The 14937-nt window shown below is 59.5% G+C and carries 17 protein-coding genes; 6 read left to right on the plus strand and 11 right to left on the minus strand.

Translation table 11 applies throughout. The features are described 5' to 3' along the window. Positions 1–28 precede the first annotated feature (28 nt). Positions 29–388 (minus strand): antibiotic resistance protein VanZ, encoded by a 360-nt coding sequence (locus AC1DPR_RS10360; protein ID WP_018856969.1) that lies wholly within the window; start codon positions 386–388, stop codon positions 29–31. 178 nt (positions 389–566) lie between these two features. Here AC1DPR_RS10360 and ilvA point away from each other — a divergent pair, with 178 nt between their 5' ends. The 3 genes from ilvA to AC1DPR_RS10375 all read left to right on the plus strand — a co-directional run bounded on the left by ilvA (position 567) and on the right by AC1DPR_RS10375 (position 3648). Continuing rightward, positions 567–1817, plus strand: a complete 1251-nt coding sequence (ilvA, locus tag AC1DPR_RS10365; RefSeq protein ID WP_026371759.1) for a threonine ammonia-lyase — start codon at positions 567–569, stop codon at positions 1815–1817. 35 nt (positions 1818–1852) lie between these two features. Next, complete coding sequence (locus AC1DPR_RS10370) at positions 1853–2179, plus strand: HlyU family transcriptional regulator (RefSeq protein ID WP_018856967.1); 327 nt, start codon at positions 1853–1855, stop codon at positions 2177–2179. A gap of 197 nt (positions 2180–2376) precedes the next feature. After that, positions 2377–3648 (plus strand): GGDEF domain-containing protein, encoded by a 1272-nt coding sequence (locus tag AC1DPR_RS10375; protein WP_026371758.1) that lies wholly within the window; start codon positions 2377–2379, stop codon positions 3646–3648. On the opposite strand, the gene AC1DPR_RS10380 is transcribed toward AC1DPR_RS10375, so the two are convergent. Then, complete coding sequence (locus AC1DPR_RS10380) at positions 3645–4427, minus strand: SDR family NAD(P)-dependent oxidoreductase (RefSeq protein ID WP_113470104.1); 783 nt, start codon at positions 4425–4427, stop codon at positions 3645–3647. The genes AC1DPR_RS10375 and AC1DPR_RS10380 overlap by 4 nt on opposite strands. A gap of 104 nt (positions 4428–4531) precedes the next feature. Here AC1DPR_RS10380 and AC1DPR_RS10385 point away from each other — a divergent pair, with 104 nt between their 5' ends. Beyond that, on the plus strand, positions 4532–5110 hold the full coding sequence (locus AC1DPR_RS10385; RefSeq protein ID WP_029792481.1) for a TetR/AcrR family transcriptional regulator: 579 nt from the start codon (positions 4532–4534) through the stop codon (positions 5108–5110). A gap of 47 nt (positions 5111–5157) precedes the next feature. Here AC1DPR_RS10385 and AC1DPR_RS10390 read toward each other — a convergent pair whose 3' ends face one another. After that, positions 5158–5772, minus strand: coding sequence for an FMN-dependent NADH-azoreductase (locus AC1DPR_RS10390; protein ID WP_029792480.1), 615 nt, complete (start codon positions 5770–5772; stop codon positions 5158–5160). A 141-nt stretch (positions 5773–5913) separates the two neighbouring features. Between AC1DPR_RS10390 and AC1DPR_RS10395 the strand changes: the two genes are divergently transcribed. Next, positions 5914–6882 (plus strand): LysR family transcriptional regulator, encoded by a 969-nt coding sequence (locus AC1DPR_RS10395; protein WP_018856962.1) that lies wholly within the window; start codon positions 5914–5916, stop codon positions 6880–6882. A gap of 34 nt (positions 6883–6916) precedes the next feature. Here the strand turns inward: AC1DPR_RS10395 and AC1DPR_RS10400 are convergent, their stop codons facing one another. The 4 genes from AC1DPR_RS10400 to AC1DPR_RS10415 all read right to left on the minus strand — a co-directional run bounded on the left by AC1DPR_RS10400 (position 6917) and on the right by AC1DPR_RS10415 (position 10846). Further along, on the minus strand, positions 6917–8905 hold the full coding sequence (locus AC1DPR_RS10400; protein ID WP_113470181.1) for a bifunctional 2',3'-cyclic-nucleotide 2'-phosphodiesterase/3'-nucleotidase: 1989 nt from the start codon (positions 8903–8905) through the stop codon (positions 6917–6919). 87 nt (positions 8906–8992) lie between these two features. Beyond that, positions 8993–9328: a PilZ domain-containing protein gene (locus AC1DPR_RS10405; RefSeq protein WP_018856960.1), complete on the minus strand. Its 336-nt coding sequence runs from the start codon at positions 9326–9328 to the stop codon at positions 8993–8995. Positions 9329–9397: 69 nt separating this feature from the next. Then, positions 9398–10294 (minus strand): DMT family transporter, encoded by an 897-nt coding sequence (locus AC1DPR_RS10410; protein WP_018856959.1) that lies wholly within the window; start codon positions 10292–10294, stop codon positions 9398–9400. 90 nt (positions 10295–10384) lie between these two features. After that, a complete protein-coding gene (locus AC1DPR_RS10415) occupies positions 10385–10846 on the minus strand; it encodes an Lrp/AsnC family transcriptional regulator (protein ID WP_018856958.1) in 462 nt (153 codons plus the stop codon). Between the two features lie 156 nt (positions 10847–11002). On the opposite strand from AC1DPR_RS10415, the gene ald reads away from it, so the two are divergent. After that, positions 11003–12121 carry an alanine dehydrogenase gene (ald, locus tag AC1DPR_RS10420; RefSeq protein ID WP_018856957.1) on the plus strand — a complete coding sequence of 373 codons (1119 nt, stop codon included), beginning with the start codon at positions 11003–11005 and terminating at the stop codon, positions 12119–12121. 52 nt (positions 12122–12173) lie between these two features. On the opposite strand, the gene AC1DPR_RS10425 is transcribed toward ald, so the two are convergent. The 4 genes from AC1DPR_RS10425 to AC1DPR_RS10440 all read right to left on the minus strand — a co-directional run bounded on the left by AC1DPR_RS10425 (position 12174) and on the right by AC1DPR_RS10440 (position 14934). Continuing rightward, the gene (locus AC1DPR_RS10425; protein ID WP_018856956.1) at positions 12174–12641 is read right to left on the minus strand and encodes a DUF1203 domain-containing protein; all 468 of its coding nucleotides are present in this window, start codon (positions 12639–12641) and stop codon (positions 12174–12176) included. 99 nt (positions 12642–12740) lie between these two features. Beyond that, positions 12741–13304 (minus strand): GNAT family N-acetyltransferase, encoded by a 564-nt coding sequence (locus tag AC1DPR_RS10430; RefSeq protein WP_025659110.1) that lies wholly within the window; start codon positions 13302–13304, stop codon positions 12741–12743. Positions 13305–13308: 4 nt separating this feature from the next. Then, a complete protein-coding gene (gene sseA, locus AC1DPR_RS10435; RefSeq protein WP_477816240.1) occupies positions 13309–14178 on the minus strand; it encodes a 3-mercaptopyruvate sulfurtransferase in 870 nt (289 codons plus the stop codon). Between the two features lie 18 nt (positions 14179–14196). Next, on the minus strand, positions 14197–14934 hold the full coding sequence (locus AC1DPR_RS10440; protein WP_113470106.1) for an alanyl-tRNA editing protein: 738 nt from the start codon (positions 14932–14934) through the stop codon (positions 14197–14199). Positions 14935–14937: the final 3 nt, after the last annotated feature.

The following is a 14937-nucleotide window of genomic DNA, read 5'->3' on the forward strand; positions in this document are numbered from 1 at the left end:
GCGATTCAGTCAAGAGCGACGCGGCTCCTCATGTTTGCGCGGGACGCGCTGCAATACGGACCCGATTCAAAAGGCAACCGGCAAACACGCCGGCGGATGCGCCGACAATCTTGACCGCGGCGTCGTGGAAGCGCGCATGGCGCGTCGGCGACAGGTATTGCAGATACTCGACTGCCAAGGCGCCGGCGGCCAGGAGAAGCGCGACCGCGATCCAATGCCGCGGATAGGCGAGCGCGAACATGAAGCCGGCCAACGAATAAGCCAGAGCGCGGTCGAGATTGACTGACGTGACCGTATGCGGGCGCAACCCGATCGGCGACAGGGTGACGAAAATAATGGCCGCGAAAAGCAGCCAGGCAATCGGTCTTGCAAATTTGCTTGAGATCATCCGGGCGATGTAGCCGCATTGCGAGCGAATTGATAGCGCACAATCGCGTTATTGCGCGAACGGCGGCAGCCGATACAAAAGATGACTTCGCAAGTGGAGAATATTGGCGGATATGGGCTTTTTCCCGTTGCGCGCTTATGCCATAGCGGGGGTCGGTAACAGCAATGGACGAACGATTGTGACCAGACAGGATGTCGAGAGCGCCGAGGCGGCCATGCGCAGCCTATTTCCAGCAACGCCACTGCAGCTGAACGAGCACCTGTCGGCGCGCTATGGCGCCGACATCTGGCTGAAGCGCGAAGACCTTTCACCCGTGCGTTCCTACAAGATTCGCGGCGCCTTCAATTTCTTCCGCAAGGCGATCGCCGAGGGTGCTGGCGGCAAGACCTTCGTCTGCGCCTCGGCCGGCAATCATGCCCAGGGCTTTGCCTTCGTCTGCCGCTATTTCGGCGTGCCTGGCGTTGTCTTCATGCCGGTGACAACGCCGCAGCAGAAGATCGACAAGACGCGCATCTTTGGCGCGGAGTTCATCACCATCAAGCTGACGGGCGACTTCTTCGATCAATGCTACAAGGCCGCCCGCGATCACGTCGAGGCGATCGACGGCGTCATGGTGCCGCCGTTCGACCATCCGGATATCATCGAAGGCCAGGCGACGGTTGCCGCGGAAATCCTGCAGCAACTGCCCGAAGGGACCACACCTGATATGGTCGTCATGCCGGTCGGTGGCGGCGGACTGGCGGCTGGCATCACTCGTTATCTCGATGATTTTGTGCCAAAATCCGGCTTCATCTTCACGGAGCCGGCCGGCGCGCCGAGCCTGAAGCGAAGCATCGAAGCAAGGCAGGTGGTGACGCTCGCGAAGGTTGACAATTTCGTCGACGGTGCGGCCGTTGCGCGGATCGGGGATCTGAACTTCGCCGCCCTGGAAGGCTTTCCCACCGAGCAGGTCATGCTGATGCCGGAAAACGCCATTTGCGTGACCATCGGCGAGATGCTGAACGTAGAGGGAGTCGTCCTCGAACCGGCGGGAGCACTATCGCTGACCGCAATTGCCGCGATGGATCCGGAAGTGCTGAGAGGCAAGACCGTCATCGCCGTTGTCTCCGGGGGCAACTTCGATTTCGAACGCCTTCCCGATGTCAAGGAGCGCGCAATGCGCTATGCCGGATTGAAGAAGTACTTCATCCTGCGGATGCCTCAGCGACCCGGCGCCTTGCGCGACTTTCTGAACCTGCTTGGCCCCGACGACGACATCGCCCGTTTCGAGTATCTCAAGAAGACGGCTCGCAATTTCGGCTCGGTATTGATCGGTATTGAGACCAAGGCGCCCGAGAATTTCGCGCAGCTCATCGCGAACTTCGAGAATGCGGCCATCGGCTTCGAGGACATCACCGAAAACGAGATCCTCGCAAACCTCATCATTTAACTTTTCCGGCACGCGCTGCCATGATAAGGCGAAATATGGCTTCGATCTTCTCCAGTATTTTCTCAATGTTTTCAGGCGGCGGCAAATCGCCTGACGCGCCGGTTGGCGTCTCTTCCGAGCCGCAGCTCTATGGGGACTGCACGATCTATGCCGAGCCGCAAAAGGAAGGCGGCCAGTACCGCCTTGCCGGCCGGATCGAGAAAACTGTCGGGGACGAGGTCCTCGTACGCAATTTCATTCGCGCCGACATGTTCGGATCTTCGGATGATGCGATCGAGTGCACGGTGCGCAAGGCGCAGCAGATCATCGACCAGAACGGGCCGTCATTGTTCAACGACGGCGCAAAAGTTCGCCAGGTCTGATTCGCTTTCCGCGGCGTCGGTAGGACGATACTAATACTCACGCAATCTTAAAGGATTACGAGGAATCTTGGTGTCCGCAGCCTTGCAGGACAGCCACGTGCCTTACGACAAACACAGACCACCGCTCATGTTCGCCGCCATTAATTGCTGGTGTGGTGGACCGCCTCTGGATGCGCGCTGGCTGGTGAGAGGGGCAGCTGATGGAAGCCTTTAACCTGCTGCTGTTTGCCATTGCCGCCGTTGGCTATTTCACGCTCATGGTGACGTTACTGCACTTCCGCCAGCGCCTCGGCCTGGGCATGTTTCTCACTGCCCTCGGTGTCATGCACTTCATGGAAACCTACCTGGCGGCAGTCTTTTATGTCGCGCTGCCGTTCGGCATTGCGTCGCCCGGTTCGTCGGTATTCTTCACTGGCAAGCTGATGATGATTCTCATGCTGTATCGGCAAGAGGACGCTGCTACCGTTCGCCAACCGATCTACGGCCTGTTTGTCGGCAATATCCTGACGGTCGCAGTAGCGTGGCTGATGCAACTGCATACGCCGATCGAGCTCCCTCGGGGCGACAGCGCGAACTTCGATTTCCTCAAGGAAATGGGATGGCTCATGGTTTGGGGGACGACGCTCCTCTATCTCGATTCCATCGGCATTATCCTGCTGTACGAGCGCCTCGGTCGCTTCCTGAAGCACTGGATCATCGTGCGCTTTATGATCTGCGGCTTCGTCATCCTCACATTCGATCAGATCGGGTTCTTCGGTGCGCTCCACTACTTCCTCGAGATTCCTGCCTCTGCCTTCTGGGACGGATGGAAGGGCAAGATGTTTGCCGTCTGCATCTATGCGTTGCTCTTCGCCGTCTACGAAGTTTGGATACGGCGCGAAGGCATTCCCGCGAGCGTGCGGCCGATCAGTGATGTCTTCAGTGACCTGACCTTCCGGGAGCGTTACAACGATCTGCTTGATCGTACCGGCAGGGACGTGCTGACGGGGGTCTACGATCGCGCGCGAATGGAGATGGAAGCGCCGGTCATGGTTCGTGAAGCACTGCGGCAGGGACACTCCGCCACTGTCATCATTCTGGACGCGGACCATTTCAAGGAGGTCAACGACCGCTTCGGGCATCTGCAGGGAGATGAGGTGTTGAAGGCGATCACGCTTCGTCTCGGCAGCATTTTGCGATCGGCCGACCGTGTCTTCCGTTTTGGCGGTGAGGAATTCGTCGCGGTCTGCCCGGCAACCGACCATGCCGAGGGAATGGGGCTGGCCGAACGCTTGCGCTGGACGATCGCGAATAGCGTCAAGACGCCGGATGGCGAGCCCGTGACCGTCAGTATCGGCGTGGCGACAGCCGATACTGACGGCGCGAGCTTCACAACGGTTCTTTCGGCCGCCGACCAGAGGCTCTACCAGGCGAAGAAAAGCGGCCGCAATTGTGTGGTCGGCAAGTCCGGACTCGAGAAGTTCGATTAGCCGATCGATGCGCGGAATATTTTGGCGCCGGACGGGGCGCTCGTCGCGCCGCCATCGACCACAATTTCAATCCCTGTGACGTTGGTCGAATCGCTTGACGCGAAATAGAGCGCGGCCTTGGCAATTTCCTCCGCTTCGCTCATTCGGCCGAGCGGGCTCATTCCGCCCAGCCGGGCTTCAAGCGCCGACATTGCATCCGCCGTCGACGCCACCGGTTGCCAGATCGGTGTCTTGGTGCCGCCTGGCGTGACCTGGTTGACGCGGATGCCGCGCGGCGCAAGCTCGGAAGCCATATTGCGGGTCATGGCACGTACCGCACCCTTCGTCGCTGCATAGGCTGAATAGCCGGGCGCACCAAGCACCGCATGAACCGAGCCGTTTAGGATGACCGAGCTGCCGTCGTTCAGATGCGGCAATGCCGACTGGACCGTAAAGAAGACGGAGGTCAGGTTCGTGCTGATGATCGTGTTAAATTGCTCCAGCGACGTTCCACCAAGGGGAGTCGCACCGCCAATCCCGGCGTTTGCAAAGAGCACGTCAAATTTGCCGAACTTGGCGGCGGCTTCCGCAAAGGCCCGTTCCGTGGCCGCGACGTCCGTTACATCAAGCCTCAGCGCAAGCACGTTGCTGCCGAACGCCTTCTCGGCGGCGGCGAGTGTCTCGGTATTCCGGCCGGTGATGATCACCTTCGCCCCTTCGTCGAGGAAGACCTTGGCAGTTGCAAGACCGATGCCGCTATTTCCGCCCGTGATGAGGGCGACCTTGTTCTGCAGACGCATTGCATGACTCCTCTTGGAAAATTGCGCTATCTGGATTACGATATGAATCCAGAAGGATTATGATCGTAATCTAAATCTGTCAACCGGTGTGGGGAGAGATTTTTATGGGCCACTCACAGCAGGACAAGCGCAAGACACACGAGCGGATCGTCGTAATTGCATCGAAGCGTCTGCGTGAGAAGGGGCTGGATGGCGTCGGCGTCGCGGATCTGATGAAGGAGGCGGGGCTGACCGTCGGTGGCTTCTACAAGCATTTTGCGTCCCGAGACGAACTGGTGGCCGAGGCAATGCAATCGGCCTTCGGCGCCTGGTCGGCGAAGGTTCGGTCGGAGGGGCGGACTCCAGAGGACATTCCGTTGCAGGAGTATGCGGCGATCTACCTGAGCGGAAAACACCGGGACGATACAGCCGGCGGGTGTCCCTTTGCGGCCCTGACGGCCGATCTGGCCCGCAGTGGCGAGAGGTGCCGATCGCTTGCGACAGATCAGCTGAAGACGAGCGTAAACAGCATGCAGGCGCGCATTGACGCCACCGATGAGGCAGAGGCTCGCAGCAAGGCGATCATCATGTCCTGTCTCATGAGTGGAGCGCTGGGCCTTGCACGGATATCGAACGATGAAGCCTTTGGCGACGAGATCCTCGACACCGTGAAGGCCTTCGTGAACGAGTTCGGCACAAAATGAAAACGGCCGGTGAGAACCGGCCGTTTCAACATCGATTTCGACACCGATTAGGCGGCGAGGGCGATTTCCTCAGCGCGGGCCTTGGCAGCGCCAATTGCCTTCTCGGCAGCTTCCGGACCAAAGGCGAGGCCTTCGACGTAGATCGTTTCGACGTCGGTGATACCGAGGAAGCCGAGGACCGACTTCAGGTACGGTACAGCGTGGTTCATGCCTGCTGCCGGGCCCTGCGAATAGACGCCACCGGAAGCAAGAACGACGTAGACCTTCTTGCCGGTGGCAAGACCAACCGGGCCGCTTTCGGTGTACTTGAAGGTAAGGCCGGCGCGGGCGACGTTGTCGATCCAAGTCTTCAGCGACGAGTAGATGTTGAAGTTGATGAGACCCGTACCGATGACAACCGTATCGGCTGCGAGCAGTTCGGCGACGAGTTCGTCCGACGTCTGCACGGCGGCGGCTTCCTCAACGGTGCGATCATCGGCAGGCTTGCGGATGGCTGCGGTGAAGAGATCATCGATGTGCGGCAGCGGATTTACACCTAGGTCGCGACGAACGACGGCGCTGCCCGGCTGCTGAGCCTTGATCTTTTCGGCAAGGTCAGCGGCGATCGTGGTCGAAAGAGAGTCTACACGCGGGCTGGAAGTCAAAAGCAGAATGGAAGGCATGATTGAATTTCCTCTCGAATTTGCGTTCGCGGCCGTTCTTGGGAGCTTCGAGCCGCTGTTTCGAAGCTGAAAATAGGACTGGCCGACTATCGAAAAAACTGTGATAATGTCGATCAAAATCATCGATAGATTGGATGGAAGATGCTTCCGAACCCCACACTCGACCAGTTGCAAGTGTTCCTTACCGTTGCGGAAATGGGCAGCTTTTCGGCTGCTTCGCGCACGCTAAATCGCGCTCAATCGGTCATCAGCTACACGATCGCCAACCTCGAGGCGCAGCTGGAGGTGCCCCTTTTCGAGCGTTCGGGTGCGAGGCAACCGAAGCTGACGGAGGCGGGCAGGGCACTCCTCGAAGACGCACGGCGACTCGTCTCGGATCTCGAGGTGATGCGCGCCCGCGTAAAGGGGCTGAAGGAAGGGTTGGAGGCCGAGGTCTCCGTCGCGATCAGTGTCATGGTGCCGTCAAAGGCGATGGTTGAGGTCCTGCGCGAGTTTCGCAACGAGTTCCCGTCCGTCGGGCTCAATCTGGCGGTCGGTGAACTCGGCGTGGTGATGGATCTCGTCTCAAACGGCAAGGCGACGATCGGGATCGGCGGCGCCATCCTGCAGCAGCATGATTCGCTTGTGACCGAGCGCATCGGCCATTCCTTCATGGTGCCGGTTGCGTCGAGCGCTCATCCTTTGGCGCGGTTGGGCCGGCCGTTGACGCTGGCCGATGTCCGCGACGAGACGCAGCTTGTTGTCACCGACCCTTCGGGATTGACCAAAGGTCGCGACTTCAATGTGCTTTCCTACAAGACGTGGCGCGTTAGTGATATCGCGACGAAGCACTCTCTTATTCGCGGGGGTCTCGGCTGGGGTGGTCTTCCGGCGTCGCTTATTCGAGACGAGTTGAGAAGCGGAGCGCTTGTACACCTGGATCTCCAGGCCTACGAGCAAGGCGAGTATCCAATTTATGCGATGCGACGAATCTCAACCCCGCCCGGACCGGCTGCCACCTGGATGGTTGACGCCTTTCGGTCCAGGCTTTCGCAATGCCCAAGCCATGCCGACTTCACCGCCGAGGTGGCGGAGTATGCAGCGCGCGATCTCTCCCTAGCGGCGGAATAGGCGAGGCGCAAGGGCCTCGCCGGGAGCTGAACGCCTAGAGAACCAGACGGAATTTGGCGAATCCATCGGTGCCTTCACCTGCGTCCTCGATCTTCACGCTTTTCACGTCAGCGAGGAACTGCTTGGCCTTCGGACCGCTCTGGAAGACGGCCGTCGTTCCCGGCAACGGTTTGAAGGTCCAGTTGCCGTCGGCCGACGGATTGATTGTGCGCTCTTCATGGACGAAGCGGACGATAACGTCACGATTGGTGTCCGGCGCCTGGAAGACGACCTTGTCGGCGGCGATTTCCGGAAACTTGCCGCCGCCGCCGGCGCGGTAGTTGTTGGTGACGACGACAAATTTCTGCTTGAGATCAATAGGCTTGCCGTCGAACTGCAGATTCTGGATGCGGTTCGCATCGGCATTGATCAACTTGCCGTCATCATCGAACCTGCGCGGTTGCGACAGGTCTATCTGGTAGGTGACGCCATCGATCACATCGAAGTTGTAGGATGGGAAGGCACTGTTCAGCAGGTCCGTGTCCTTCGATCCCGGTTTCACCTCGTTGAACATGGCGGCTGACATTTCCAGCCAATTCTTCACCTGTTCGCCAGTGATGGCGACCGCCTGAACCGTGTTGGGGTACAGGTAGAGATCAGCGACGTTCTTGATCGCGATATCGCCGGCGGGCACGTCGGTATAGTAGTCCGCGCCGCCGCGACCGCCGGCCTTGAACGGCGCTGCGGCCGACAGCACGGGCAGGTCCTTGTATTCGGTGTCGGCAAGCATCTGCTTGATGTACCAGGTCTGTGCCTGGCTAACGATCTGGACGGATGGGTCGTCGGCAACGAGCGCGAAATAGGAATAGAGCGGGGCCGATGTCTTGCCGACCGGAGTGCGCACGTAGGCAAGGGTGGCCTCATGCTCAGCCTTCGCAGCTTCGATGACGTCCTTTTTGTCGGCGACGTCGGCGATGACTTTCTTCTTATCATCGCGGTGGTAGATCGGCCGCGCTTCCGAGGTGAAGTCGACAATTCTCCAACCTTTGCCGTCCTTTTCCAGCAGGAGGTCAATGAGGCCGAGATGGGAGCCCCAGAAGCCCGCCATCACAGCAGGCTTGCCATGCAACGTGCCTTTCACCGGATCGGCATTCTGAATGCCATCCCAGGTCTTGGGACCGGGGAAGACGAGGTGCTGGTGCCCGGTAAAGATCGCGTCGATTCCATCGACCGCGGCAAGATGCAGCGATGCGTTCTCCATCTTCTCGGAGGGGGCCGCGCCGTCGATGCCGGAATGAGAGAGCGCGATCACGATATCCGCGCCTTCCTGCTTCATGACCGGCACCCAGGCCTTGGCCGCCTCGACGATGTCGCGCGTCTGCGCCTTGCCTTCGAGGTTCTTGATATCCCACAGCATGATTTGCGGCGGCACAAAACCGATGAAGCCGATCTTGATAGGGCTCTCGTTGCCGGCGCCGTCCTTGATTGTCTTCTCGACGATGAGATAGGGCTTGAAAAACAGCTCGTCCTTGGTCGGATCGGACGCGAGCTGGCCTTTGGTCAGGTTTGCGCAGACGAACGGGAAATTTGCCCCGTTCAGCACCTTGAACATGAAATCGAGGCCGTAGTTGAATTCATGGTTCCCGAGCGTGCCGACCGTGTAGCCGAGCGTGTTCATCGCCTTGATAACGGGATGTAGGTCACCGTCCTTCATCCCGCGTTGGTAGGCCATGTAGTCGCCCATCGGGTTGCCCTGCAGCACGTCGCCATTGTCGATCAGCAGCGAGTTGGCAGCTTCCGCCCGGATGTTGTCGATGATCGTCGCGGTGCGCGCCAGGCCCATCGTGTCGTTCGGCTTGTCGGAATAGTAGTCGTAGGGAAAGACGTTGACGTGAATGTCGGTCGTTTCCATCAGGCGAAGATGCGCCTGATTGGCGGCTGCGCGCGCGCTGAAAGGATGAAGAAGGATGAGCGCTGACGTGGCGGCCAGGCCGCCAAGCAACGAGCGGCGGGTCACTGGTGGCAGATCCAGAATGGAAGACATGAAAACTCCTTCGAAAATCACGCGTCGCCCAGCCATGGCGAGACTAGGGTGATTTGCGAAGGAGTAAACCCTGAAAATGACAGGGAATTATCGCGAGAGGACTGGCTTTACTTCCTTGTGGAAGAACCGGAAGTATGAGGCCACCTGCGCACGGGCATTGGAGTTCGGGTCGAACTGAATTCCGAGGCGACCATTATGGCTCCAGCGGATGATGCCGTGAAGCGTGCCGAGGTCTTCGGCGATGATTTGCACGCGGCTGCCGGCCGCGGCGTGGATCGGCGACCGGATCTCGACGGCAACGCCAGTAACCGACATATCGAGGATGCGAGCATCAACTTCTTTGGTGAGATAGCGGACCTTGCCGAATACACGGCAGGACCGCCGCTCGGCCTTTCGGGCAATGATATTCAGATTACGCTGCATGTTACGCTCCACCAGAACATGTAAGTGAAATCTACTGGAGGAACATTAAGAATGCTCTAATTGATCGATCTAGAATTGCGGAGAGCCCCGCTGCAAACGTCCTCTGCGCGCAACGACGTGTTCGCGCCACACGGTGAAAATGCCTGCCGCCACGACGATGGCGGAGCCAACGATCATGGTGAGGCTCAGCTTCTCGCTGTAGATCACCACGCCGATGATCGATGCATAGACGAGTTGCAGATATGTCAGCGGCTGCACGGCGGCAGCATCCAGCATATCGTAGGCCCGGATGAGAAAATAATGGCTCGAGATGCTGGTCAGACAGACAAGCGTCATCCAGCCCCAGTCCCACCCCGACATCCAGGTCCAATAGAAAGGGCCGACAAGCGTCATGGCGATGCCGCCGACGACACCCGTATAGAAGAAGCTCGTCATCGCCGAGTCGTCCCGACTGACAAGCCGCGTAGCGATGACGTAAAATGCGAATAGGAAGCATGAGAAGACAGCAAGCAGCAGCTTGACGTCGAAAAACTCGCCTTCCGGCTTCAGGATCAACAGCACCCCGACCAGACCCGCACCAATTGCCGTCCAGCGGCGCCAGCCCACCCGTTCGCCAAGGATCGGCATCGAGAGCAGCGCAATCAGAATCGGGGTTGCGGAAAAGATTGCCTGCGAGTGGGCTAGGCCGATCAGGGCGAAGCAATTGATGACAACGACAACCTGAGAGGCCAGCAAAACGCCCCTGAAGACCTGCAGGAGCGGCCTCTTTGTCTTGGCTGTCTGCTTGAGGCCACCCCTCATCTTGCAAGCAAGCGCAATGGTGAATGCGGCAAAGGCCCAGTAGCGGATCATGGTGATGAAGACGGGCGGATAGGCGGAGGCCAGGTGCTTCGAGATGCCGTCCTGCAGCGAGAAGATGGTGATCGCCAGCAGGACGAAAATATAGCCTTGGGTTTTGGATTTCATGCGTACGGGGTCTTATTGTGGGGGGATCAGGCAGAGGACGACGAAGCCGCTGCTCCGATTCTGCGACATTCTGCCGATTTCAGCTCTCTGTCAAAGCCCGACATTTGGCCTGTCGATGACTTCACGCAGGGCGAAGCTGGAGTTGATCTTTACGACATGCGGAAGCGCTGAGAGCCAGTCGCGATGGATGCGCTCGTAGTCCTCGAGGTCGCGCGCGGCGACGCGGAGAATGTAATCGTATTCGCCCGACATCAGATAACAAACCAAAACGTTCGGACAGCGTTTCACCGCGGCTTCGAATTCGGAGAGCGTCTTCGCAAATTGGCCCGACAGGGAGATGTGCACGATCGCGATCATCTTGTAGTCGAGCGCCTTGTGAGAGACGTGGGCGTGGTAGCCACGGATGACGCCGCGCTTCTCCAGTATATCAAGCCGCCGAGAGCAAGCCGATGGCGACAGTCCAACCTTGGCTGCAAGGTCGGCATTGGTAATGCGGGCGTCGGACTGAAGCGTCTTCAGAATCGCAAGATCGATGGCGTCGGGTTCTGACATTCGAAGAACTTTCGATTATTTGCTCTAATTCGCAATATTCTTCGAAAATCACCCGCTGCGCAAACCTTCTTTGCAAGGACATTTCGCGGGTGTGGTGGTTGGATTTCCCGGTCAAAAACACTCCGCGAAGCGGACATAATGAGAGAGGAACGCTCAATGCGTGTCGGTTGCCCGAAGGAAATCAAGAATCATGAATATCGTGTCGGACTGACACCTGCATCCGTTCGTGAATATGTCGCCCATGGCCACGAGGTCTGGGTTGAGACCAAGGCGGGCGCCGGCATCGGTGCTGATGACGCGGCCTATGCGGCCGCTGGCGCAAAGATTGCCGCCTCGGCCAAGGAAATCTTCGAGAAGTGCGATATGATCGTCAAGGTCAAGGAGCCGCAACCCTCCGAGTGGGCGCAGCTTCGCGATGGCCAGATTCTCTACACCTATCTTCACCTCGCGCCCGACCCGGAACAGACCAAGGGTCTCCTTGCGTCCGGCGTCACCGCTGTTGCCTATGAGACGGTAACGGACGATCGGGGCGGTCTGCCCCTCCTTGCGCCGATGTCCGAGGTGGCCGGACGCCTGTCTATCCAGGCTGGCGCGACCGCCCTGCAGAAGGCCAATGGCGGGCTGGGTATCTTGCTCGGCGGCGTTCCCGGCGTGCTGCCGGCGAAGGTCGCTATTATTGGTGGCGGCGTCGTCGGCCTGCATGCCGCCAGGATGGCCGCGGGCCTCGGCGCCGATGTCAGCATCCTCGACAAGTCACTGCCGCGTCTCCGCCAGCTTGACGATATCTTCGTCGGTCGCGTCCATACGCGCTATTCCAGCATTCAGGCTCTGGAAGAAGAAGTTTTCGCGGCAGACCTCGTCATTGGGGCCGTGCTCATTCCGGGCGCCGCCGCGCCGAAGCTTGTGACCCGCGAAATGCTGTCGGGGATGAAGCGAGGCTCTGTCATCGTCGACGTTGCCATCGACCAGGGCGGCTGCTTCGAGACGTCGCATGCAACGACCCATTCCGAACCGACCTACGTTGTCGATGACGTGGTGCACTACTGCGTCGCCAACATGCCAGGCGCCGTGCCGGTCACCTCGGCACATGCCCTGAACAATGCAACGCTGGTTTATGGTCTGGCGCTGGCCGATCGCGGCCTGCGTGCGATTGCAGAAGATCGTCACCTCAGGAACGGTCTCAATATCCACAAGGGACGCGTCACCAATAAGCCGGTGGCCGAAGCGCTGGGCTACGAAGCCTATGCTCCGGAAAGCGTACTAAACGTGGCGTAATTCCCATCACGTTACGTGAGGCAGGCTGGTCGCATTCTCCTGCGACCAGCCATCATCTGTCTATACGGCATTGATAGCAGTTATTGCGTGCCGACCGCACATGCACGTAGGCAATCTCAGGCCGCTCGAGGAGCTGGGTGGCATAGGAGCGGATATCGGGTGTCAGAGTTACCGCGCCTGTGCCGTACACGATTCGGTTATCGGCATTGTAACCGCGCACGATGAAATCCGGGCTGGTCAGAACCGGCGGCAGGACCTCTTCTGCGGCATAGCGCTCGCAGGGCTCCTTGTGAAGAAAGACCGGACCGGTCTCAGCATAGGGCTGAAGCTCCGGAAACGGCCGGTAGGCGAAGACCAGCAATTCCTCGCCGGCATCGATATTCTTCAGGCAATGACGGCAGGGATGGCCAGGCCCGTCGGAGACCATCGTCTCGGGCAAGAAACCGTAGGCGTCTGTACCGCCGTTCCAGAGATTCTCCGCGTTGGCGGTGGGCATGGCGGAAAAGCGGATGTCGGTCATGGCGGATCTCCTTGATGATTGCCAAGAGATGCGCCTTTATCGGGGTAGAAACCACCCGATTCCTGCCAGAGCCCTCGAGGGCTCCAGCTCCTGGCCGACTCACCAGTCCTTCTTGCTCAACTCCAGAAGTTCCTTGTCGCTGAGCGGCCGGACGATGCCCGAACCGGTGGAGACCGGTGAAAAGCCGAACATCTGGTAGAGCTGCAAAGCGCGCGGGTGATCAAGATCGTTGGTCGTCGTCGTCACCCGCTTCGGATTGAGCGTCCAGATCGCGTAGAGCGCCTGCAGCAGGAACCACTTTCCGATCCCCAGACCAAGCGCATGCTCGAACAGCCCGAAGTGGCTGAGCTCGATCGTGTCCTCATCCTCGACGAAGTACTCGTAGAAGCCAGCAGGCGCGCCGTTGACGTAGAGCACGCTGATATTGTTGCGTTTGTCGTGCAGCGACCTGGCCAAATCCTCGTCAAGCATCCGCAGCCGGTCCACCCACTGCCACCTGGCACCGACCTGACGGTAGAGATAGCGATAGAATGGCAGCGGAATGTCGGGAGCCCGCATGATCGCCGTCTGGATGTTGATCGGCACCGGAAGGCTTGCCTTCGGCGGTGCCGTCATTTCCAGGCGCGTAATATGGGCTTTTAGGGAAGAGGGGGGCTTCACCATCGTGTCAGGCTTTGACCGGTTCCGGCGGACCGGTGACAACAGGCGTGTCGTCCCGGCCACCCCATTCGCTCCAGGAACCGTCGTAGAGCTTGTTGTCGGTATGGCCGAGGGATTCCAGCGCCAGCGTGATGATGGCCGCGGTGATGCCCGAACCGCAGGACGTGACCACGGGCTTCGACAGGTCTACGCCCGCGTCCTCAATCGTCTGCTTGAGTTCCGGCAGGGATTTGAAGCGGCCCTGGGTGGCGAAGACACCCGATGGCAGGTTTCGCGCGCCCGGCATGTGACCGGAGCGCATGCCAGCGCGCGGCTCAGGCTCGACCGCTGCAAAGCGGCCCGCGCTCCTGGCATCCGCTATCTGCAGCGCGCCGCGTGCAACGATCTCCCGCATGGCATCGAGATTGACGACCCGCGAGGCGTCATAGGTGGGCTTGAAAACCTTTGGCTCGTGGCGCGGAACGGTTGCCTCAAGCGGCCGGCCCTCCGCTTTCCATCCGTCCAGTCCGCCATCAAGTACGTAAACATTCCGTGCGCCCATCACGCGAAACAGCCACCACACACGCGGCGATGCGAACATCCCGATGCCATCATAGACGACGATATGATCGTTTTCCCCGATGCCGAGCTTGCCGACTTCGGTTGCGAAAAACTCTGGCGAGGGGATCGTGTGCGGCAGCAGTACGGAATGATCCGCGATCTTGTCCTGATCGAAGCGGATAGCGCCCGGGACATGGCCGGCGGCGTATTCGGCGTCGGCATCGCGCTTCTGCGCCGGCAGATAGAAGGACGCATCCAGGACGCGCAAATCCGGCTTGCCCAATTCCGCCTGCAGCCAATCGGCCGAAACGACGAAACGGCTCTTTTCTTCGCTCATTCTGCTCTCCCTGGGGCTTCAGGCTTCGTCGCCGGGAGCGCCGAAGCGAATACGGAAGCGACGGTTTTCCTTGCCCTTCTTTTCGATCTTGGCAATGTGAATCTGACCGACTTCCTGAGTTTCGGACACATGTGTGCCGCCGCAGGGCTGGCTGTCAATCGCAGAGTTTTCGCCGATGCAGACAAGGCTGACCCGACCGAGCCCGATCGGCGGACGGACGTTCTTGGATTTGACGATACCAGGGTTGGCAGCAAGCTCCTCGTCGGTGATCCACTGCAGGTAGACCGGATAGTTCTGCCGCACCAGTTCCATGAGTTTTTCGGTGACGTCGTCCTTGTCGATCGTCTCGGTCATATCGAAGTCGACACGGCTCTCATCCTCGCCGACAGCTGCACCCGTGATCGGATAGGAGCAGACGACGGAGAGCAGGTGACAGGCGGTGTGCATCCGCATAAGCTTGTAGCGGCGCGGCCAGTCGACATGCAGTACCAGCTTCTCGCCGACGGCCGGCTGTTCCTGGCCCTCGAGCGGCACATGCACGACGATGTCCTTGGTCGCTCCATGCTTCGTCTGCCCAAGCGTGATCTTGCTGCCATCGGCGCGCTCGAGGAATCCCGTATCGCCCGGCTGGCCTCCCGATGTCGCATAGAAGCAGGTTTGATCCAGCTCAATGCCCCCGTCGTCGTGAACGGCGGTTACCACCGCCTCGCATGTCGAAAGATAGAAATCGTCACGATAGAGGGCATTGACGGGCATGGG

Source organism: Rhizobium sp. 01T417 (assembly GCF_056398905.1).

What these genes read in the sequence shown, in the direction of transcription:
- AC1DPR_RS10360 (WP_018856969.1), bottom strand. Translation starts at nt 388, where the DNA reads ATGATCTCAAGCAAATTTGCAAGACCGATTGCCTGGCTGCTTTTCGCG.
- AC1DPR_RS10370 (WP_018856967.1), top strand. Translation starts at nt 1,853, where the DNA reads ATGGCTTCGATCTTCTCCAGTATTTTCTCAATGTTTTCAGGCGGCGGC.
- AC1DPR_RS10380 (WP_113470104.1), bottom strand. Translation starts at nt 4,427, where the DNA reads ATGCGTCTGCAGAACAAGGTCGCCCTCATCACGGGCGGAAATAGCGGC.
- AC1DPR_RS10385 (WP_029792481.1), top strand. Translation starts at nt 4,532, where the DNA reads ATGGGCCACTCACAGCAGGACAAGCGCAAGACACACGAGCGGATCGTC.
- AC1DPR_RS10390 (WP_029792480.1), bottom strand. Translation starts at nt 5,772, where the DNA reads ATGCCTTCCATTCTGCTTTTGACTTCCAGCCCGCGTGTAGACTCTCTT.
- AC1DPR_RS10395 (WP_018856962.1), top strand. Translation starts at nt 5,914, where the DNA reads ATGCTTCCGAACCCCACACTCGACCAGTTGCAAGTGTTCCTTACCGTT.
- AC1DPR_RS10400 (WP_113470181.1), bottom strand. Translation starts at nt 8,905, where the DNA reads ATGTCTTCCATTCTGGATCTGCCACCAGTGACCCGCCGCTCGTTGCTT.
- AC1DPR_RS10405 (WP_018856960.1), bottom strand. Translation starts at nt 9,328, where the DNA reads ATGCAGCGTAATCTGAATATCATTGCCCGAAAGGCCGAGCGGCGGTCC.
- AC1DPR_RS10410 (WP_018856959.1), bottom strand. Translation starts at nt 10,294, where the DNA reads ATGAAATCCAAAACCCAAGGCTATATTTTCGTCCTGCTGGCGATCACC.
- AC1DPR_RS10415 (WP_018856958.1), bottom strand. Translation starts at nt 10,846, where the DNA reads ATGTCAGAACCCGACGCCATCGATCTTGCGATTCTGAAGACGCTTCAG.
- ald (WP_018856957.1), top strand. Translation starts at nt 11,003, where the DNA reads ATGCGTGTCGGTTGCCCGAAGGAAATCAAGAATCATGAATATCGTGTC.
- AC1DPR_RS10425 (WP_018856956.1), bottom strand. Translation starts at nt 12,641, where the DNA reads ATGACCGACATCCGCTTTTCCGCCATGCCCACCGCCAACGCGGAGAAT.
- AC1DPR_RS10430 (WP_025659110.1), bottom strand. Translation starts at nt 13,304, where the DNA reads ATGGTGAAGCCCCCCTCTTCCCTAAAAGCCCATATTACGCGCCTGGAA.
- sseA (WP_477816240.1), bottom strand. Translation starts at nt 14,178, where the DNA reads ATGAGCGAAGAAAAGAGCCGTTTCGTCGTTTCGGCCGATTGGCTGCAG.
- AC1DPR_RS10440 (WP_113470106.1), bottom strand. Translation starts at nt 14,934, where the DNA reads ATGCCCGTCAATGCCCTCTATCGTGACGATTTCTATCTTTCGACATGC.